This is a genomic window from Halobacillus sp. ABA4_118 (genome assembly GCF_056160205.1).
The window spans coordinates 1-18,907 of record NZ_JBSWWS010000001.1; the positions used below are offsets into that span (position 1 = coordinate 1).

At 47.3% G+C, this 18,907-nt stretch carries 20 protein-coding genes and 1 pseudogene; all 21 read right to left on the minus strand.

The features are described from left to right. The coding region (gene spo0A / locus ACXAGL_RS00005; RefSeq protein ID WP_474989331.1) for a sporulation transcription factor Spo0A at nucleotides 1-546 on the minus strand (546 nt) is incomplete at its 3' end. A gap of 222 nt (nucleotides 547-768) precedes the next feature. Continuing rightward, nucleotides 769-2,001: a SpoIVB peptidase gene (gene spoIVB / locus ACXAGL_RS00010; RefSeq protein ID WP_474989333.1), complete on the minus strand. Its 1,233-nt coding sequence runs from the start codon at nucleotides 1,999-2,001 to the stop codon at nucleotides 769-771. Between the two features lie 220 nt (nucleotides 2,002-2,221). Beyond that, entirely contained in the window at nucleotides 2,222-3,952 is a 1,731-nt protein-coding gene (recN, locus tag ACXAGL_RS00015; protein ID WP_474989335.1) for a DNA repair protein RecN, read from the minus strand. Between the two features lie 17 nt (nucleotides 3,953-3,969). After that, nucleotides 3,970-4,419: a transcriptional regulator AhrC/ArgR gene (gene ahrC / locus ACXAGL_RS00020; protein WP_027955448.1), complete on the minus strand. Its 450-nt coding sequence runs from the start codon at nucleotides 4,417-4,419 to the stop codon at nucleotides 3,970-3,972. A gap of 63 nt (nucleotides 4,420-4,482) precedes the next feature. Next, complete coding sequence (locus ACXAGL_RS00025; RefSeq protein WP_474968954.1) at nucleotides 4,483-5,301, minus strand: TlyA family RNA methyltransferase; 819 nt, start codon at nucleotides 5,299-5,301, stop codon at nucleotides 4,483-4,485. A gap of 5 nt (nucleotides 5,302-5,306) precedes the next feature. Continuing rightward, entirely contained in the window at nucleotides 5,307-7,199 is a 1,893-nt protein-coding gene (gene dxs / locus ACXAGL_RS00030) for a 1-deoxy-D-xylulose-5-phosphate synthase (RefSeq protein WP_474968955.1), read from the minus strand. A gap of 18 nt (nucleotides 7,200-7,217) precedes the next feature. Further along, complete coding sequence (locus tag ACXAGL_RS00035; protein ID WP_474968956.1) at nucleotides 7,218-7,817, minus strand: hypothetical protein; 600 nt, start codon at nucleotides 7,815-7,817, stop codon at nucleotides 7,218-7,220. 710 nt (nucleotides 7,818-8,527) lie between these two features. Continuing rightward, nucleotides 8,528-9,400: a polyprenyl synthetase family protein gene (locus ACXAGL_RS00040; protein ID WP_474970415.1), complete on the minus strand. Its 873-nt coding sequence runs from the start codon at nucleotides 9,398-9,400 to the stop codon at nucleotides 8,528-8,530. 9 nt (nucleotides 9,401-9,409) lie between these two features. Beyond that, nucleotides 9,410-9,646, minus strand: coding sequence for an exodeoxyribonuclease VII small subunit (locus ACXAGL_RS00045; RefSeq protein ID WP_027955442.1), 237 nt, complete (start codon nucleotides 9,644-9,646; stop codon nucleotides 9,410-9,412). Further along, nucleotides 9,633-10,988: an exodeoxyribonuclease VII large subunit gene (gene xseA / locus ACXAGL_RS00050; protein WP_474989337.1), complete on the minus strand. Its 1,356-nt coding sequence runs from the start codon at nucleotides 10,986-10,988 to the stop codon at nucleotides 9,633-9,635. The genes ACXAGL_RS00045 and xseA overlap by 14 nt, the downstream gene beginning before the upstream one ends. 12 nt (nucleotides 10,989-11,000) lie before the next feature. Further along, complete coding sequence (gene folD, locus ACXAGL_RS00055) at nucleotides 11,001-11,852, minus strand: bifunctional methylenetetrahydrofolate dehydrogenase/methenyltetrahydrofolate cyclohydrolase FolD (protein ID WP_474989339.1); 852 nt, start codon at nucleotides 11,850-11,852, stop codon at nucleotides 11,001-11,003. Nucleotides 11,853-11,874: 22 nt separating this feature from the next. Beyond that, nucleotides 11,875-12,252, minus strand: coding sequence for a transcription antitermination factor NusB (nusB, locus tag ACXAGL_RS00060; protein WP_027955439.1), 378 nt, complete (start codon nucleotides 12,250-12,252; stop codon nucleotides 11,875-11,877). A gap of 137 nt (nucleotides 12,253-12,389) precedes the next feature. Beyond that, nucleotides 12,390-12,797 (minus strand): Asp23/Gls24 family envelope stress response protein, encoded by a 408-nt coding sequence (locus ACXAGL_RS00065; protein ID WP_474968959.1) that lies wholly within the window; start codon nucleotides 12,795-12,797, stop codon nucleotides 12,390-12,392. A gap of 15 nt (nucleotides 12,798-12,812) precedes the next feature. Then, nucleotides 12,813-14,171 (minus strand): acetyl-CoA carboxylase biotin carboxylase subunit, encoded by a 1,359-nt coding sequence (gene accC / locus ACXAGL_RS00070; RefSeq protein ID WP_474971240.1) that lies wholly within the window; start codon nucleotides 14,169-14,171, stop codon nucleotides 12,813-12,815. Between the two features lie 15 nt (nucleotides 14,172-14,186). Next, nucleotides 14,187-14,687 (minus strand): acetyl-CoA carboxylase biotin carboxyl carrier protein, encoded by a 501-nt coding sequence (accB, locus tag ACXAGL_RS00075; RefSeq protein WP_474989341.1) that lies wholly within the window; start codon nucleotides 14,685-14,687, stop codon nucleotides 14,187-14,189. A gap of 437 nt (nucleotides 14,688-15,124) precedes the next feature. After that, nucleotides 15,125-15,262: pseudogene (locus tag ACXAGL_RS00080) on the minus strand (transposase); the annotation flags it as partial. Between the two features lie 266 nt (nucleotides 15,263-15,528). After that, the gene (locus ACXAGL_RS00085; RefSeq protein ID WP_474968962.1) at nucleotides 15,529-16,080 is read right to left on the minus strand and encodes a SpoIIIAH-like family protein; all 552 of its coding nucleotides are present in this window, start codon (nucleotides 16,078-16,080) and stop codon (nucleotides 15,529-15,531) included. A gap of 12 nt (nucleotides 16,081-16,092) precedes the next feature. Beyond that, nucleotides 16,093-16,713 carry a stage III sporulation protein AG gene (spoIIIAG, locus tag ACXAGL_RS00090; protein ID WP_206935132.1) on the minus strand — a complete coding sequence of 207 codons (621 nt, stop codon included), beginning with the start codon at nucleotides 16,711-16,713 and terminating at the stop codon, nucleotides 16,093-16,095. Further along, on the minus strand, nucleotides 16,706-17,311 hold the full coding sequence (gene spoIIIAF, locus ACXAGL_RS00095; RefSeq protein ID WP_474989343.1) for a stage III sporulation protein AF: 606 nt from the start codon (nucleotides 17,309-17,311) through the stop codon (nucleotides 16,706-16,708). The genes spoIIIAG and spoIIIAF overlap by 8 nt, the downstream gene beginning before the upstream one ends. An 11-nt stretch (nucleotides 17,312-17,322) precedes the next feature. Further along, nucleotides 17,323-18,495: a stage III sporulation protein AE gene (gene spoIIIAE, locus ACXAGL_RS00100; RefSeq protein WP_474989345.1), complete on the minus strand. Its 1,173-nt coding sequence runs from the start codon at nucleotides 18,493-18,495 to the stop codon at nucleotides 17,323-17,325. Between the two features lie 15 nt (nucleotides 18,496-18,510). Next, complete coding sequence (gene spoIIIAD / locus ACXAGL_RS00105; protein WP_474989347.1) at nucleotides 18,511-18,903, minus strand: stage III sporulation protein AD; 393 nt, start codon at nucleotides 18,901-18,903, stop codon at nucleotides 18,511-18,513. Between the last annotated feature and the right edge of the window lie 4 nt (nucleotides 18,904-18,907).

An 18,907-nucleotide genomic window follows, 5' to 3' on the forward strand; every position in this document is an offset into this window, starting at 1 on the left:
AAGCAGTTCCAAATCTTTATAGACCATTGTAATGGCTTCACGAAGGTATTGATACCCTTTAATGTGGGCCGGCACCCCGACTTCATGAATGATATGGGTGATGCTTGTATCGAGATCCGGTTTTTTCGATCTTGCTGAGGAATAACTGCTGCCGAGGGCACGATTGATGGGATCGCCGGCATGTTTGATCTGGCGGACCTGCTCTCCAAGGTGATCAAGGTCGAATGGCTTCATCATAAAATAAGCCGCTCCAAGTTCGACAGCTTTTTTCGTCACTTCTTCCTGGCCGAACGCGGTTAACATAATGACCTCAGGATGCTTGTCCATATCCCTCAGCTTGTTCAACACAGCAAGGCCGTCGAGGTGCGGCATAATGATATCCAAAATCAGCACGTCCGGTTTCTTCTCTTCGACCATTTGCAGACAGTCTTTTCCATTGTAGGAAGTACCGACCACTTCTATATCGTGAGTGTCTTCAAAATACTCTTCAAGAAGCTTTACCAGCTCTCTATTATCATCAGCCAAACACACTTGAATCTTTTCCATTCCTTTTTCCTCCTTAAGAGAATAATCCTCTTTATTTCCGTAATACACGTATTCGACAGGCATATAAGACTTTCCTTTTTTATTATAACAAAAAATATAAAGAATTAGAGAATATCTGGCAAATGCTTAAAAATACTCGGTTTTTCGTATGTATTCGACATATGCCCGGCCATCGGTGTCGAAATTTGTCGACGAAAAAGAAAAGGAGCCCTTTATGAGCTCCTAGCCTGCTTTCTTTTCCCCTTCTTCTTCATGAAGGTTAATACCTGCTTCCTGAAGCATCCATTCAATATGGACGCCATATCCGCTTGTCGGATCGTTGACAAACACATGAGTCACGGCACCGATGATTTTTCCATTCTGGATGATCGGGCTGCCACTCATCCCCTGAACAATCCCTCCCGTTTTATCCAGAAGCTCAGGGTCTGTGATTTTGACAATCATTCCTTTTGTTACCGCAGATTTCTTCGGCATATTGCTGACAATTTCCACATCAAAGGTCTGCATTTTCTCCCCGTCAAGGACCGTCATAATTTGAGCCGGGCCTTCTTCCACCTGTTCTGCGAAACCGATAGGAAGTCCCTCCGGATATTCCTCATTCGTCATATCATCATCTAATGTTCCAAAGATACCGAACGGCGTGTTTTTTGTAATGATTCCGAGGCGGTCGTTCCTCAAGGAAAACCTGGCTTTTTTCTCTCCCGGAACGCCCTGTGCTCCTTTTTCAATGGAGGTGACCTGCGATTTGACAATGGTGCCTTCATGAATTTCAATCGGCTTCTTCGTATCCATATCCGAGATGACATGACCGAGAGCGCCATACTTTTTCGTTTCAGGATCATAAAAAGTCATTGTCCCTATCCCAGCTGCCGAATCACGAATATACAGACCAATCTGATATTCCTTTTCCCGCGGGTTGTAGGCCGGTGTCAGGCTTGTCGTCGTTATTTCCTTTCCCCGTTTAATTTTCAGTTTCAGGGGTTCTTCCTTTTCCCCGGTTTTCTTTACGATGGAGGATAATTTCTCCATACTGTTAATTTCCTCTCCATTGCCTTCAAGCAGGATGTCGCCGATGAGAATTTCCGCCTTTTCTCCTGGCGAAGTCCGTTGTTCGCCTTTGCCGTTTACAAGGTGGTGCCCTACGACAAGCACACCTTTCGTATGAAGCTCTACACCTACCGACTGACCGCCGGGGATCAACCGGATATCCTTGAACGGCTCCAGGCTGGTTTTTTTAACCGGTACACCTGCAAATTCATAAAACACTTCGTGATCATTTGTGGACGAAAACGCCGTCCACGCTTCCTGGTCAACAGAAGGTTGATCAGGGCTGGCGCCGACTTTTACTTCTGTCGGGATGGATAGATAGTGCTGGACAGGGGCATAAAAGGGCAAAATAAGCATAAACAGCAGGAGAACAGAACCACATATATAGTTAAAGGCTTGATTTTTCACGGGTTCACTCTCCTTGTACTCCAGTACCAACTAAATGGCTTACTTATAATGTGGTCTTCCTTAATCCTTTTTAAACGAGCATAATCTGAGTAATTATAGTACCGTTTGCCTTGCTTTGAAACATTCTCCAACGTATAGGTAAACGTTGTATAAAGAGGTGTGTCGGTGGAAAAGATAAAACAAACAAAAGCGCATGGACTCGTCCATGCGCTTAGGTTCATCATAATGATTTACTTTTATGTTTATCTGCCATCGTAAGCAGTTCCCGCGCATGCTCAACGGTTGTAGCGGTTAATTCTGCTCCGGTAATCATGCGGGAGATTTCGTCAGCTTTTTCGTCCATTGAAAGTTCCTTGGCTGCTGTCGACGTCCGCTCATCCTCCACACGCTTTTCAATGCGGACATGTGTATCCGCCATAGCCGCTACCTGTGGCAGGTGGGAAATACAGAGCACCTGCGATCCCTCTGAGATCCCGTAAATCTTCTCAGCAATCGCCTGGGCCACCCTTCCGCTGACACCTGTATCCACTTCATCAAAAATCACGCTCGTAATGCCCTGATGCCGCGAGAAAATCCGCTTCAACGCAAGCATAATCCGGGACATCTCCCCTCCGGATGCTACTTTATGTAGTTCTTTCAGCGGCTCTCCGGGATTGGTCGTGATCAGGAATTTCACTAAATCAATACCGTTTGGCAGCAGCTGGACAGGAGTACCATCCAGTTCCGGATCTCCTTGTTTCCCCGGTTTCGTCTGCAGGTCCACAGCAAAGGCTGCTTTCTCCAGATAAAGGTCTCTCAATTCTACATGAATGAATTCAGCCAGCTGATCTGCAGCTTTCACGCGGATTTCACGCATCCCCTGCGCCTCAAGAAGAGCATCCTCGGACAAATCGGCGATTTCACTCTCCATCTTACTCAAATGGGAATCTTTATTGCGGATTTCATCAATTTCCTCTTCAATCCGTGAAGCATACTGAAGCATATCATCCACCGTAGCTCCGTACTTCTTCTTCAGACGGTTGAGTTCGTTAAGCCGGGATTCGATCTGGTTGAGTCTCTCAGGGTCGAATTCAAGCTCTGCCATATGGTTACTCAGCTTAAACGTCATTTCTTCCATCAGGTAATACGTGTTCGTCATTTCTTCCGACAGTTGTGCAAGGTTTTCATCTACATCGGATGTACTTTCCAAAGAAGTCATTGCATGACTAAGCCAGTCCATTCCGCGCTGTTCCCCGTACAAAGAATAATAGGCATCATGAATGCCTTGGTACACCTTCTCAAAATTCATGAGTTTCTTCCGCTCTTCGGAAAGCTCTTCATCTTCAAGCGGCTGCATTTCAGCTCCTTGAAGCTCGCGCAGCTGAAATTCAAGCAGATCCAGACGCTGAGCCATTTCCTGCTCATTCTCACTCAATTCTTTATAGCGCTTCTTCATCGTTCTGTACTTGTCATAAACGCTCTCATACTCGTCCAGGACCGAACGAAGCTCTTCACCGGCAAATACATCCAGAAGCTCGACGTGCCGGTCAGGATCCATAAGCGACTGCGTCTCATGCTGGCTGTGAATGTCGATCAAGGAATGTCCGAACTCCCTCATGATCCCGAGTGTCACCAGTTTTCCATTCACCCGGCAGATGCTTTTCCCCTGATGGGTAATGGTCCGTTCAAGAACAACCATGCCGTCCTCATCAATATCGACACCATAGTCCTGTCCGACCTTATGGATCGGATGCTCAGGCTGCACGGTAAACAACCCTTCAATTTCAGCTTTTTTTGTTCCATGACGAACAAATTCAACGGATCCCCGACCACCGGAAAGAAGCTGGATCGCATCAATAATGATGGATTTACCAGCACCTGTTTCACCGGTCAGTACAGTCAACCCTTCTTTGAACGTGATTGAGATCTCATCAATGATTGCAAAATCACGAATAGACAACTCTGTTAGCATGAAACCATCCACCTCAGTTATAGCATATTTAGCAACTGCTCACTAATTGACTCCGTATGATCTTCACTGCGGCAGATAATTAAGCAGGTATCATCTCCGCAGATGGTCCCCATAATTTCATCCCATTCCAGATTATCCACGAGAGCACCTACAGCATTGGCGTTTCCCGGCAGAGTTTTCAAAATAATAAAATGTCCGGCCCGATCTATACTGACAAAGGCATCCATCATGAGCCGTTTCAGCTTTTCAAACGGATTGAAGCGCTGATCTGCAGGGAGACTGTATTTGTACCGGCCATCCATCATCGGCACCTTTACAAGATGTAGTTCTTTGATATCGCGGGATACGGTTGCCTGGGTGACATTGTATCCCATACCCTTCAATCGATCGACCAGCTCATCCTGGGTTTCAATATCGTCGTTTGTAATCAGTTCCCTGATTTTGATGTGACGTTGTCCTTTGTTCATGACCATCCTCCGTTTCAAGTCCTTCCATAAGAAAAGGGCCTGTGCTAAGCCCTTTTACATTCATTATGCGTTTCTGCTGTGCGCCTCATGCGCTTCTTTGACTACAGCATCGATATCCACCTGTTCTCCACTGCTGCTGCCTTCATCAAGCCGCAGATGGACGAGGAATTCTATATTCCCATCCCCGCCGGTAATCGGAGAAAAAGTGAGTCCATAAACAGAATATCCGTGATCAGAAGCAAAATCAAGAATTGTTTTTACGACCTCTTTGTGAATCGAAGGGTCTCTCACAATTCCTTTTTTCCCTACCTGTTCTCTACCTGCTTCGAACTGTGGTTTTATTAGTGCTGCCACATCTCCCTGCTGCTCCAGAATCTCAGCAAGAACCGGCAGAATGATACGAAGGGATATGAAGGAGACATCGATGGAAGCAAACTGCGGCTGACCGTGTGTAAGGTCCTCTTTCGTCACATATCGGAAATTGGTCCGTTCCATAACAACCACCTGGTCATGATTGCGGAGACGCCAGTCAAGCTGATTATATCCAACATCCACGGCATAGCTGAGTCTGGCTCCGTTCTGAAGCGCACAGTCCGTAAAACCGCCTGTGGATGAACCGATATCAATCATAATCTTGTCCTTAACGGAAAGATCAAAGTGCTTCAATGCTTTTTCAAGCTTCAATCCGCCGCGGCTGACATACGGAATGGGACGGCCTTTAACAATCAACTCCAGATCCTCGTCCACCTTCAAGCCGGGTTTATCAAGGCGGACCTGTTCATGAAAAACAAGTCCGGCCATGATGGTTCGTTTCGCTTTTTCACGCGTTTCTATATAGCCTTTTTCTACAAGTAATACATCTAAACGTACTTTTCTGCCCATATCTTTTATGCCCTCTGTTGTTTTGTAGGTATCAATTCTTTTAGGTTTTTCACCATGTTTTCCGGGGTCAATCCGATTTCTTCCCAGAGCTTTGGTACACTGCCGTGTTCAATGAACCGGTCTGGAACGCCCATCCGGCGCACCCATTGGGAGGTGTAATTGTTTTCCTCAGCGAATTCAAGCACTGCTGAACCGAATCCTCCCTGAAGAACCGCTTCCTCTACTGTCAGAATCGGCAGCCCCTGCTTCATCATATCATGCAGCATGGACTCGTCCATCGGTTTGATGTAACGGGCATTCACCACCCGCACAGACCGTCCTTCTTTTTCCAGACGGCCCGCCGCATCAAGAGCTGCATCAATGGTCGTCCCAAACGTAAGGATGACAGCCTCTGTTCCCTCTTTCAGGATTTCCCAGCTGCCGACGGGGATGGACCTCATATGTTTATCCGTGTCGATTCCTTTAGCGTTCCCCCGCGGATAACGGATTGCAAAAGGCCCCTCTTCATATTCTGCAGCTGTATGAACGAGATGCTGGGCTTCATCCTCATCTTTCGGCATGCTGATAATCATATTCGGAACAGACCTCAGGAATGCAATATCAAACACACCCTGGTGGGTCTCTCCGTCAGCTCCGACGAGTCCTGCGCGGTCAATACCGAAAATCACATTCAATTTCTGACGGGCCACATCATGGACCACCTGATCATAACCGCGCTGCAGGAACGTGGAATAAATGGCCAGGAACGGCTTCATCCCCTGAGTCGCAAGACCGGCGGACATCGTGGTAGCATGCTGTTCGGCAATGCCTACATCAAATAAACGGTCCGGGAATTCCTCGCCGAATTTTTCCAGTTTGGACCCGAGAATCATGGCAGGAGTCACAGCCACTATGCGGTCATCTTCCCGTGCTTTTTTAATCAGCGCATCACTGATAACCGAGCTCCACGCAGGAGGAGCATCGACCGGTTTGATTTTCTCTCCTGATTCGATTTTATAAGGACCTACACCGTGCCACTTGTCCTTCACATCGGTTTCGGCGGGATGATACCCTTTCCCTTTCTTGGTCATTACATGAACGATGACCGGTCCGTCTGTTTTTCTCGCATAGTTCAGGTTTTCCATCAAGTCTTCAAAGTCATGACCATCCACCGGTCCGTAATACGTAAACCCGAGCTCTTCAAAGAACATGCCCGGAACAACAAAGTACTTCATGCTGTCCTTCAAGCGCTCTGCTGCCTGCGCGAGTTTTCCTCCAACGGCGGGAATCTTCTTCAGCAGCCATTCGAGATCATCCTTGGCACGATTGTACTTCCCTGCACTTCTCATCCGGCCGAGCGCCCCGTGCAGGGCTCCTACGTTTTTAGCGATCGACATTTCATTATCATTCAAGATAACGGTTACATTCTTTTTCTCATGCCCGATATGGTTCAGCGCCTCCAGCGCCATACCGCCTGTCAGGGCTCCATCACCAATGATGGGAAGGATGGAATGGTCCTGTTTTTTCAAGTCGCGTGCAATAGCCATCCCCATGGCCGCGGACAGCGAAGTTGAACTGTGGCCGGTTTCCCATACATCATGCTCACTTTCATCACGTTTCGGGAAGCCGCACAAGCCCTTATACTGCCGCAATGTGTCGAACTGCCCTCCACGGCCGGTCAGAATCTTATGGATATATGACTGGTGCCCGACATCCCATATAAGACGGTCGACGGGACTGTTATATACTTTATGAAGAGCCAGAGTCAGCTCCACTACTCCCAGGTTCGCCCCGAGGTGGCCGCCTGTTGTGGCCAGGTTTTCAATTAAAAACTGTCTCACTTCTGCTGCAAATTCTTCCAATTGCTTCGTATTCATATCCTTCAATAACGAAGGGTCGTTGATTCTGCTCAGATCCATTGAAGGACCCCCTTGTAATTATCTTGATTTTTTAGTGGACGACATGACATTTGATAATATTCTTACATTTAATTTGTTTTCTAACCATGCAATCACCCTGGCAGCAAAAAAGATAATCTGCGTGGATTTATTGATGGCGAAGAATTTACCAATGGCTTTTCCTCCCACCGTCAGTGCTGCCACGATACTGGTAAGGGCCACGTTAATACCGATTTGGACGGCAGACCCTTCTGTATACCCGAAACTCGAAGCAAGCTGAAGTACGACGACAGTGGAGGCCGTACCACTAACTATACCAGATATATCCCCTATAACGTCGTTACAGAAACTTGCGAATCGATCCGCATTTCTGACAATCGCAATAGCTTCCTTGGAGCCCGGGACTTTCTCGGAAGCCATCGCATGGAAGGGTTTCTCTTCAGCAGCTGTTGCTGCTATACCAAGCATATCAAAGACTACACCGGTAAACACGATGATAAATACAATGATCAGTCCAATGACCCACATGACTCCACTTAAAACGGAAGAAGAGATAACTGAAAAAATAGCCGCTAACACAAATGTGATAACGGCAATACTCAAACTGAAATTTACGGCTTTTTTTAATTTATTATCCATTCTTACCCTCTATATCTATATATAATCATAATTTAATTATGTAACAGAAAGGAATGGTCACAAAACGGGTAAAAATTGCGGCTTAGGTCTAGTAGGTTTTCCCAATCAAGTACCGAGTGTCACCACTCTGGCGGTTCCCCTTTAAACTCGACTCAGCCTCGTTTCCGATAACTGGACTAGATTGCCACTCAGTCCGCACTATAATTCCCGTTTTATGTCCATAGAACAGTCTAGGGGATTTCCCCGACAGCCTTTGACCGTTCCTTAGCCTCTTTTGCAGTTGTGATTTCATACAGCTTACGTCCCAGGACCACAGTGGCCATCTGTAGTCACCAGGGGCTCATGGACTGTAATCCCCTCAAAAACCACTCAAGGCAGGCTACGCTGCGCATATAGATGTTACTCCATATGCTGCAGGTTCATACCCCATTTCATAACGGTATCTGGCTCAGAGCCCGTTACAAGAATGGGCCTCCGCGGAAGCAGGGTCAACGCCCACATGCCTTTGTGGATCGCCCTGCGACCTTAACTCCCAGCATCGACCCAAGGCTGGGCGCCTCAAGCCAACACAAGGAACTTCATCGATGTGCCCTTTGGCGGATTTTTAGGCCCGCCTTCAGGAACGGAGGACCGACTAGAATACTGCACCATTCCTTTTGTAAAAATAATATATCATATTTCAGCACACACCTCAATCGAAATCCTTCCGATTAATGATCACGCGTACTTAAATAGTGAATAAGTTGTGACAGAACCGTACCTTCCACACCTGCTTCCGTCAAAGCGGACTCAGCTGTTTTGACGTAATGATCCTTCTGCTCTTTTGCACCGTCCAGACCGAGAAGACCCGGATAGGTACTTTTATCATTCACCACATCACTGCCTACAGGTTTACCGATCACCTCTGCATCGCCGGTCACATCCAGAATGTCGTCCTGGATCTGGAAAATAAGGCCGAGCGCTTCCGCCATTCCGCTCATCTGCTGCATGGATTGCTCTGAGGCCTTTCCAAGCTTTGCACCTGCACGGATCGCATATTTCAACAGCTCGCCGGTTTTGTTTTTATGAATGGCTTCCAGAGACTCGAGAGATATCTCTTTTCCTTCACTCAGCATATCCTGCATCTGACCTTCGACCATACCTCTTGGACCGGCAGCTTTAGTCAGCTCCTGAATAAGAAATAATTTTTCTTCCTGTGCAAGAGACGGGTCTTCTGCAATCAGCTGGGTACTCATGGTGAGCAGGGCATCTCCGGCAAGAATAGCTGTCGCTTCATCGAATTTTTTATGATTGGTAGGCAGCCCGCGCCTGGTATCATCATCATCCATAGCTGGAAGGTCGTCATGTATCAAGGAGTACGTATGCACCATTTCAAGAGCGGCGGCAGCGGTCAACCCTTTGCCCGCTGGAGCTCCAAAGGCTTCCGCCGTGGCCAGAAGAAGAATAGGACGCAGCCTTTTCCCACCAGCCTCAATAGAATAAAGAATCGAATCCTGAAGTCTGCCAGGGACGGTATAATCTCTTACATACATGGTCAACTGGTCGTTAATGAACGTTTGTTTATCTGTTAAATAAGCTTTCAAGTCCACAGGCTATTCTTCCTCCTGTACGGTGAAAGGTTCAAAATTCCCATGTTCATTCATTATCTGCTGCATCTGCTCTTCCACTGTTCCGAGCTTTTCACTGCATACCTTTGAAAGCTTCATCCCCTCTTGATAGTATTGAATAGCTTTCTCAAGGGGGACTTCGCCGGTTTCCAGCTTTTCGACAATTTCCTCAAGCTGATTCATGGCTTCTTCAAAACTGATTTCCTGTTTATTTTCCTCCATGTTCATCCTCCTTCACCGATGTAACCTGACATTGAATGAGACCGTCCTGGACTTGAAGGGAAAGACTGCTTCCCTCCGACACCTGACCAGCCTTTTTAATGACCTGATTTTCCTCATCAAAAGGAATGGCATAGCCGCGTTTCATAATTTCAAGCGGATTCAGCAGGGTCAGCTTATCCAGCGTGGAATGGAAACGGTCTTTTTTCCGGGAGACGATGGTATCCAAAGCTTTTTGGAGCTGTTTCGTATCCCTTTGAAGAGCCTCTGTTCCTTCTTTGATTTTTTTATCGGGCCCCTGCTGCTCCAGACGTTTGGTTAGATAACCCAGCTGTTCACGGCGGCTCGTCTGCTGCCGGTTCATCTGTTTGGTCAGACGTTCCAGCACCCGGTCCAGGTCCTGTTCTTTCTGACGCATCAGCTGTTCCGGATACTTAAACGCATAGGATTTTTTCAATCGGTTCAGCTTCTGCCTGGATTCAGTCCGCTGTCCGTCCATGGATCTTATGAGCCTCTGTCTGAACTGCTGCACCTGTTCCCTCAGTTCCGTAATGGAAGGGACGGCTACTTCTGCGGCCCCAGTAGGCGTCGGTGCTCTCCAATCAGCAGCAAAATCACTGATGGTTGTATCCGTTTCGTGACCGACGGCAGAAATAATGGGAATCGACGATGCTGCAATCGCCCGGGCGACTATTTCTTCATTGAATCCCCAAAGATCTTCAATAGATCCACCGCCGCGGCCGACGATTAAAACGTCGCAATCGAGATGCTCATTGGCGTACCGGATGGCGTTGGATACCGATTCTGCTGCGCGCTCCCCCTGGACAAGAACCGGAAGGATGGATACCGGTACAATCGGATAGCGTCGCTTAATCGTTGTCAAAATGTCCCTGACAGCCGCACCGGTAGGAGAAGTGATCACCCCGATATGCTTTGGATATGTAGGAAGCTTTTTCTTACGTTCTTCAGCAAACAGACCTTCCTTCTCCAATTTCTCCTTCAGCTGTTCAAAAGCAAAATACAAGGCACCGATTCCATCCGGCTGCATTTCCTTAATATAGAGCTGATACTGCCCCATCGGTTCGTATACGTTGATCTCACCTTTTACGAGGACATTCATCCCATTTTCAGGCATGAATTTCAGCGAGCGGTTGCTTCCGGCAAACATAACCGCCTGAATTCTTGCCTGATCATCTTTTAAGGACATATACATGTGTCCTCTGGAATGATGTTTGAAGTTGGAAATTTCTCCTCTGAGCCATACGGTCTTCAAATGAGGATCACCGGATAGTTTCCGTTTGATATATTTGGTTAAAGCCGTTACCGTCAAATACTGGTCCTGCACGACAACGCCTCCTTACACGCGGTGAATCTGCTTCGCCGCCTTAATGGTATTGTGGAGCAGCATGGTAATGGTCATCGGCCCCACCCCTTTGGGAACAGGAGTGATATGGGAGGCCAATTCCTTAGCTGATTCAAAGTCAACATCGCCGGTCAGTTTACCATCCACACGGTTGACTCCGACATCAATGACGACAGCACCTTCCTTCACATGCTCCCCGGTTACGAGTCCCGGTCTGCCTGCAGCTACAATCAGAATATCTGCCTGTTTCGTATGAGACTTTAAATCCTTTGTCCGGGAGTGGCAGTGGGTGACCGTTGCATTTTTATTGAGAAGAAGCTGCCCTACAGGCTTACCGACGAGGTTGCTGCGCCCTACAATGACAGCATGCTTCCCTTCCACATCAATAGCTGCACGTTCAAGCATCACCATAATCCCATATGGTGTGCAGGGGAAAAAGGTATCCTGACCTGTCAGCATTCTGCCAACGTTTTCAGGATGGAAACCATCCACATCCTTGCCAGGGTCGATCGCTTCAATTATTTTCTGATCAGAAATATGCTCCGGAACTGGAAGCTGTACCAGAATTCCATGAACCGTATCATCCTGGTTCAACCGATGGATCAAATCAAGAAGCTCCTGCTCAGAGGTTTCCTCAGAAAGTTCAATAAGATCAGAATCCATACCTACTTTTTCAGAAGCCCGCTGCTTCCCTTTTACATAAGATTTTGAAGCAGGATCTTCTCCGATAATGACGACAACCAGTTTAGGGTGTACACCTTTTTCATGGAGCACCGCCACCTCCTGCTTCATCTCTTCCCGTAAATCTTCCGCTAACTGCTTTCCATAAATAACTTCCGCTGCCATCTCCGATTCCCCCAGTTCAAAGTTAGATCATCTTGGATAAAACGCCATTGACGAACTTCCCGGAATCTTCTTCGCCGAAGATTTTAGCAAGTTCTACTGCTTCGTTGATTGCTACTTGTGTCGGGACATCTTCGTTATGTTTCATTTCATACGCGGCCATTCGAAGAACGGTCTTCTCTACTTTAGGAAGACGTGGGAACGTCCAGTTGTCCAAATGGTCGGCAATCCACTGATCCAGGTCATCCCTGTAGTCCATGACTCCGTGGACAAGATCGTGCAGGAATGGATCCACCTCTGGATCTTCTACCACGTGCTGGATGGCCTCATCCGTATCAATATCCTCTGTAATCGTTTGAAAAAGCGCCTGAAATGCTTTTTCTCGTGCTGTGCGTCGTTTCATGTTCATTCTCCTTTAAGGTAATATCCGTTAGAATCATAACATTTTAGTTGGATAAAAGCCATGATAACAGGGATATACAGCCTGGTGTTTCCTTAGTGCAAAAAGAAAAATCAGAAAGGGTCTCCCCTTTCTGATTCCTATGAATAGGCTTCCGTTTCGTTTTCTTCTTCTTTTGCTCCCTCCATTTGGATACCAACGATGTGCACATTGATTTCACTAATTTCAAGAGCTGTCATATTTTTCAATGCCTGGCGGGTATTGTCCTGGATTTTCTGGGCGGTATCAGGAATACTGATGCCATAATCCATAACGACGTAGGCGTCAATCAAAATGCCGCTTTCTGTCAACTCCACTTTGACACCCTTGCCGTGATTTTTCTTGCCCAGTCGTTCTGCAACACCGGAGGCAAAGTTCCCCCGCATTGAAGCAACTCCTGCCACTTCGGATACGGCGATGCCCGCGATGACTTCAATTACTTCAGGAGCAATCTCAATATTGCCTAATGTCGATCCATCTGTCACATTCAACAATTGCTTATCAGTCATTAATGACCACTCCTTTTAAGCTTCATCTTTCATAATCGGATATTTCTCAAGGAACTTGGTATTAAAGTCGCCATTCACAAAGACTTCATGCTCCATCATACGCTGGTGGAACGGAATCGTTGTATGGACACCCTCTACGACAAATTCATCGAGCGCACGTCTCATACGACGGACGGCTTCATCTCTGTCACGGCCGTACGTAATGAGCTTGGCCACCATAGAATCGTAATAGGGAGGGATGGTATACCCCGGGTATGCTGCAGAATCCACACGCACACCGAGACCTCCCGGCGGCAGGTACATATCAATTTTCCCTGCCGAAGGCATGAAGTTTTTATAAGGATTCTCCGCATTGATCCGGCATTCAATGGACCAGCCTTCAAACTCAATGTCTTCTTGTTTAAAGGAAAGCTTTTCATCGTTGGCAATCAGCAGCATCTCTTTAATAAGATCTACACCTGTTACCATCTCGGTCACCGGATGCTCTACTTGAATACGCGTATTCATTTCCATAAAGTAGAAGGATTCCGCCTCTTTATCGAAAATGAATTCTACGGTACCGGCCCCTGAGTAATTAACAGCAAGAGCCGCTTTGACGGCAGCATCGCCCATCTTCTTCCTCATCTTTTCGGAAATTGCCGGAGATGGTGTTTCTTCGATAAGCTTCTGAAGACGGCGCTGGATCGTACAGTCCCGCTCTCCCAGGTGCACAGCGTTCCCGTGGTTATCGGCAAGTACCTGGATTTCCACGTGGCGGAAGTCCTCAATGAACTTCTCAATATAGACGCCCGGGTTGCCGAACGCCGTTTCCGCTTCCTGCTGGGTCATGCGGATTCCTGTTTTCAGATCATCTTCATTACGGGCTACACGGATTCCTTTTCCTCCACCGCCGGCTGTCGCTTTGATGATGACCGGATATCCGATGTCGTCCGCTACCTTCAAGCCTTCTTCCTCGCTGCTGATGATTCCAGCGGAACCGGGTACAACCGGAACTCCCGCTTCTCTCATCGTTTCTCTGGCCACATCTTTCGTCCCCATTTTTTGAATGGCATAGGCGGATGGGCCAATGAAGGTGATGTTGCATTCTTCACACATCTCGGCGAACTCTGCGTTTTCAGAAAGGAAACCGTATCCTGGATGGATCGCATCCGTCTGTGTCAGGATTGCCAGACTTAAAATATTGGTATAGCTCAAATAGCTGTCTTTACTTAATGTAGGTCCAACACAATAGGCTTCATCCGCCAGCTGGACGTGCAAGGCTTCTTTATCTGCTTCAGAATAAATGGCGACCGTCTCAATGTCCATTTCTTTGCAGGCACGGATGATCCGGACAGCAATTTCACCTCTGTTGGCTATTAAAACTTTTTTAATCAACGTCTCATCCCCCGCTTACTTAGACTTCACTCGGAACAACGGCTGTCCATATTCGACCAGTTCGCCGTCTTTAGCCAGAATTTCTACAACCTCACCAGAAACTTCCGCTTCAATTTCATTGAAAAGCTTCATAGCTTCAACGATACATACGACAGAGTCTTCTTTGACATCGTCGCCGACTTTCACGTAGGCATCCTGGTCCGGGGACGGAGACACATAGAAGGTTCCGACCATCGGAGACTTGACTTCAGCATCGTAATCGCTGGAGGAAGCTTCTGCTTGAGGTGCTTCCTCTGCAGCCGGCTCTTGATTTACTTCCTTGCTCTGCGCAGGCTCCTGCGGCTGTGGTTTCGGCTGTGCCTGAACCGTCTGCTGCGGCTGTACAGCTTCTGTAACAACCTGCTCCTGTTGTTTTTTCATCGAAACTTTCGTCCCATTTGCTTCATAGCTGAATTCATCGATGGAAGATTGATCGATCAGCTTAATAATTTCTCTGATTTCCTGTACCTTTAACATAGCTGGCACCCCTTTTATGTATAGTTGCTTTATAACTGGTACTAATAACTCCTCTTAACATTCTATTATAAATTCCTGCTTTCCTGCAACTGAACCTCCTGAAAGAAGGTAGAAAGACAGACGTTATCCGTTAACAATTGGCAGTTCTATAGGTCTGTGGATTTCTTTCTCCACCACTATTTCCATACACACGGCTTTTTAACCATGCACAAAAAGGAGCTGCCGTTTTTAACGGCAGCTTCAGCTTGTAGAGAAACCCCGTGTTTTTCTGCAAGCTTTTTTTGTGCAGTTCGTGCAGGCGAATACCACTCGCTTTCCACGGACGAACGCCCGAGCCTCCTCGTGAAAACCCACACTGCGGGGTCTCGGTTCGCCCGTTTTTCCGCAGGAGTCTCCTGGTATTCGCCCGCCCTTCAACGAAAAAGACTCTCCTTCACCTATCTCACCCTGGATAGGTGAAGGGCAATCTTTTTCATGTTTTGGCAGGCCGCCGTCAGTAACGCTTGTTCGCGCACATTCTCTTTTCCGCGCAAGCGACAATAACGCAGACCATGCCGTTCTTTTGAATCTGCAAATCTGCATAGGGCACAGTCTCTCTCCTCTATATTCTAACGTCGGCACGAGGAGCGTTCGGTGGTGACGCCTGCGGGAACAGCACGGGCCGAAGACCCACTTGGGCAGGCGACCTTCCTGTCCAAGTCAGCGGAGGGCGTGCCCGCGGCATTCATCCACCGATAAGCGGAAAATGACCCTTCGCACGACAAATGGACAACTCTAACTGGTTAACACAGGCTTTTCTACAGCCAAAGAAGCTGCCGTTTTCAACGGCAGCTTCTTTTGTTCAGCCTGCAGGCTGGAATTGAACCTGTACCTGCTTATGTCCGAATTCATCGGAGACCATCTGGATTATCTGGTTCGTTTCTTCCTTGGATAACTCCTGGGCTTTTACGGTTACGTGGACGACGTCATCTTCGGCACGTACGAGGACATCATCATACTGGGCGCTTGCAAGGATGGTATTTTCGATGATGGATTCTTTTGATTGATTGGTTTTAATCGTTTCCATTTTTTCCAGTGCTTCATTTTTCTCGTCAGTCGTAAAATCACTGGACGCTACAATTTCGGAAAGCTGCTCCTGGACCTGATCCCGCTGGTTTTTCATATCGAGACGGATAGCTGAAAATAACTCATCAGTGGAAATTTGCGAAATCACTGTCCCGTCTCCTGCCGTTTCAACGTTTTCCCCTTCTGCTTCTTCACTGGTCATTTCAGCCCAGTCCTCTTCCTGAATAAAAGCCATCTCGCCGTTTTCCGGGGATGTCATGTAGTAAACACTCAACACAATCAAAAGACTCAACATTGTCAACAGCCACACCGTTTGTTTTTTTACCAAGGTAATCCCTCCTTATTGTTTAGGCAGAACTGATATTCTATGTGTCGGTACATCAAGCACCCGGGAAACAGCTTCAACCACCCATTCCTTCACCTGAATTTGATCGACTCCCTTGGCCGTTACGAAAACCCCGCTGACTTCAGGCTTGGATGTCTGGGTGAGCAGCGGAACTTCGCGGTCACCCTGTCGGACTAGAACCAGCTGCTGTTCTCTCGTATAATCTTCAATTTCTCTTTCTCCTCCATTCTTATCGGATTCTTTTGTGTTCTGTTTGCCTATGATCAAGTTTTTGTCATACTCCTTTTTGTGTGTGGATGATAGATTTATCATAATATCCACAGCACTGACACCCTGGATATTCTCAAGAAGCGGCTTGAGCTGTTTTTCATATTCCCCTTCCAGCTGTGTGATGGAATCGGTCTGTTCCGGAGATGGAGAAGTTTCCGATGCAGCCTGCTCCTGTGTACTCCCTGCCGCGGGAGGGGTACGCGGCTCTGCATCCGGCTGGAACCAGCTGCTGACAAGAATGATAAGAACCCCGATCATTCCAAGACCAATCAAATACTTGGTCTTGTTCACCTTCTTCCCTTCCTTATCGGACGATAGAGTGATCTTATTCCACCATTTATTCATCCTGATCCTCCCAGTGGATTTCTATTTGTTCAGGCTTCAAGTCCAGTTTCCCAGCCACCCAGTTCACCAGTTCTGCATCCTCTTCCGAAGAGACTGACGGGGAGGGCTCATCCATAAAGGAGATATCGACATTCTCCACGTCCCCCATCTCCTGGCTCCGTGATAACGTCAGTGTCACCTTTTCAAGAGTTTCCACGCTGTATGGCTGTCCGGTAAAAGTCATCGCCGTATCCTGAAGCGTGACATCCTTCTCTTCTTCCAACGAAGGCTGCAGTTCAGCAGATAGAGCTTGGGTAACCTGTTCTAATCTATATGCATCTTGTCCCTGCAGTATTTCATTTTTCTTCGATTCAATAGTGTCATCCAAACCGTCGGTATCCCACTGCTCTTCCATTTTCTGATCAGCCGACTGCAACAGACGCTCAGGATCGATCTGCAGAAGCTGAAGCAGGGGGCCGAGGAAAACAAGAAGCAGTAAAATGGACATCACAAGTCTTGCATAGTTCTTCATGACCCCCGACGGCAGAAGCGCATCCGCAACCATTGCCAAAAGAAGGAATAATACGATTCTTGTAATCCACTCAATAAATAAGTCCATTACCCGCCCCCCTATCTGATCATCATTGTAATATTGCTTGCTGCGACCATAATGACTATGACAAGGAAAAACATCATGGAGACCATAAGCAGTGCGGCAAAGATATAGAAAATGTGCCGGCTGATTACATCCATCGCCTGGATGACCGGTCCATCGCCGAGGGGCTGCAGCAGGGCAGCGGCCAATTTATAGATAATCGCGATAGCAAGGACTTTGATTGACGGAAAAACAGCGATGCCGAGGAGAATGACCACTCCTGCAATCCCGAGGGTGTTTTTTAATACAAGAGAAGCCCCAAGTATGGTGTCGGTGGCATCTGTAAACAAACGTCCGACAACAGGAACAAAATTTCCGGTCACAAACCGGGCTGTTTTCATCGTGATGCCGTCCTGAACAGCCGTGACGGTTCCCTGCACGGAAATAACACCAAGAAAAACGGTAAGGAAAATCCCCATGACAGCCATTCCCGTCTTCCGTAACAGTTCTGCTAAATGGTCGACCTTGAAGTCTTCATTCAAACTCCCGACAATCAATAAAAGAGCTGATGATGTAAATAACGGGATAAGCAGATATTTAACCAGCAGACCACTGGACTGAACGAGAGCGATGATGATGGGATGGAAAAAAGAAATGGACATGAGATGACTGAAGGAAGCCATGATACCAAGAAGAAGAGGGATCAGACCGATCATGAAACTGCTCATCCGCTCCACCGCATCCAATGTATAGACAATCACCTGCCGGAAACTTTCCAATGCAAGAGTCAGCAGGACGAGATAGACGACCATGTACGCTGCTTTACTTACGACTGAATTTTGAAAGGCGGACTGCACAGACTGCAGGAGCGTGCTGAATAAGGTTAGAAATAAAAGAGAAGAGAGCAGCCGGCCGTTTAAAAGAAGTTCGTGAAAGAAAAATTCCACCATTCCGGAGTACCAGTCGGAAGACTCGAGCGCCCCTTCCTTTTGAATAAACTCCATAAAGTTGTCATGCTGGAAATTCGGCATATAATCTCCATACTGCTGCTGCAGATCCTCCCAGTTCGCTTCCATATCTTCTGTTGAAATGTATTCCGACATGGAAGGTCCTGTCGTTTCCGGAGCTTCAGGGGATGCCGCAGAAGCCGAAGGAAAAAGAAAAACCCCGATGATTCCTGCACACAGCCACATCCATAGACGTTTCATCTGCTCCCCGCCTCCCTAACCTCCGGGTATGAATTGAAGAATGGTTTCAATGACAGCTGTAACAATTGGAATGGCAAGCATCAAAATGAATAATTTCCCAGCCAGTTCCACTTTCGATGCCAAAGCATTGAGGCCGGCATCCCGGATCAGCTGGGCACCGAATTCAGCGATATATGCAATACCGATGATTTTCAAAATCGTTTTGAAGTACATCGGTTCCACCTGGGCCTGATCAGCCATATAGGAAAGCAATGTAAATACATAAGTCAGTTGATCGAGGACGGTCAGGAAAATAACGATGACGGTGAAAAGGAGAAGCAGAAAAGCGACTGATGATTTCTGTTCCTGCAGCAGAATGATCAGTATAGTCGCAACAAGACCCAGCGAAACAACCTGGATAATATCCATAAAG

Excerpts from the sequence above, each read along its gene's own strand:
- recN (WP_474989335.1), bottom strand. The coding sequence starts at position 3,952 with ATGCTAACAGAGTTGTCTATTCGTGATTTTGCAATCATTGATGAGATC.
- ahrC (WP_027955448.1), bottom strand. The coding sequence starts at position 4,419 with ATGAACAAAGGACAACGTCACATCAAAATCAGGGAACTGATTACAAAC.
- ACXAGL_RS00025 (WP_474968954.1), bottom strand. The coding sequence starts at position 5,301 with ATGGGCAGAAAAGTACGTTTAGATGTATTACTTGTAGAAAAAGGCTAT.
- dxs (WP_474968955.1), bottom strand. The coding sequence starts at position 7,199 with ATGGATCTGAGCAGAATCAACGACCCTTCGTTATTGAAGGATATGAAT.
- ACXAGL_RS00035 (WP_474968956.1), bottom strand. The coding sequence starts at position 7,817 with ATGGATAATAAATTAAAAAAAGCCGTAAATTTCAGTTTGAGTATTGCC.
- ACXAGL_RS00045 (WP_027955442.1), bottom strand. The coding sequence starts at position 9,646 with ATGGAGGAAAATAAACAGGAAATCAGTTTTGAAGAAGCCATGAATCAG.
- folD (WP_474989339.1), bottom strand. The coding sequence starts at position 11,852 with ATGGCAGCGGAAGTTATTTATGGAAAGCAGTTAGCGGAAGATTTACGG.
- nusB (WP_027955439.1), bottom strand. The coding sequence starts at position 12,252 with ATGAAACGACGCACAGCACGAGAAAAAGCATTTCAGGCGCTTTTTCAA.
- ACXAGL_RS00065 (WP_474968959.1), bottom strand. The coding sequence starts at position 12,797 with ATGACTGATAAGCAATTGTTGAATGTGACAGATGGATCGACATTAGGC.
- accB (WP_474989341.1), bottom strand. The coding sequence starts at position 14,687 with ATGTTAAAGGTACAGGAAATCAGAGAAATTATTAAGCTGATCGATCAA.
- spoIIIAG (WP_206935132.1), bottom strand. The coding sequence starts at position 16,713 with ATGAATAAATGGTGGAATAAGATCACTCTATCGTCCGATAAGGAAGGG.
- spoIIIAF (WP_474989343.1), bottom strand. The coding sequence starts at position 17,311 with ATGGACTTATTTATTGAGTGGATTACAAGAATCGTATTATTCCTTCTT.
- spoIIIAE (WP_474989345.1), bottom strand. The coding sequence starts at position 18,495 with ATGAAACGTCTATGGATGTGGCTGTGTGCAGGAATCATCGGGGTTTTT.
- spoIIIAD (WP_474989347.1), bottom strand. The coding sequence starts at position 18,903 with ATGGATATTATCCAGGTTGTTTCGCTGGGTCTTGTTGCGACTATACTG.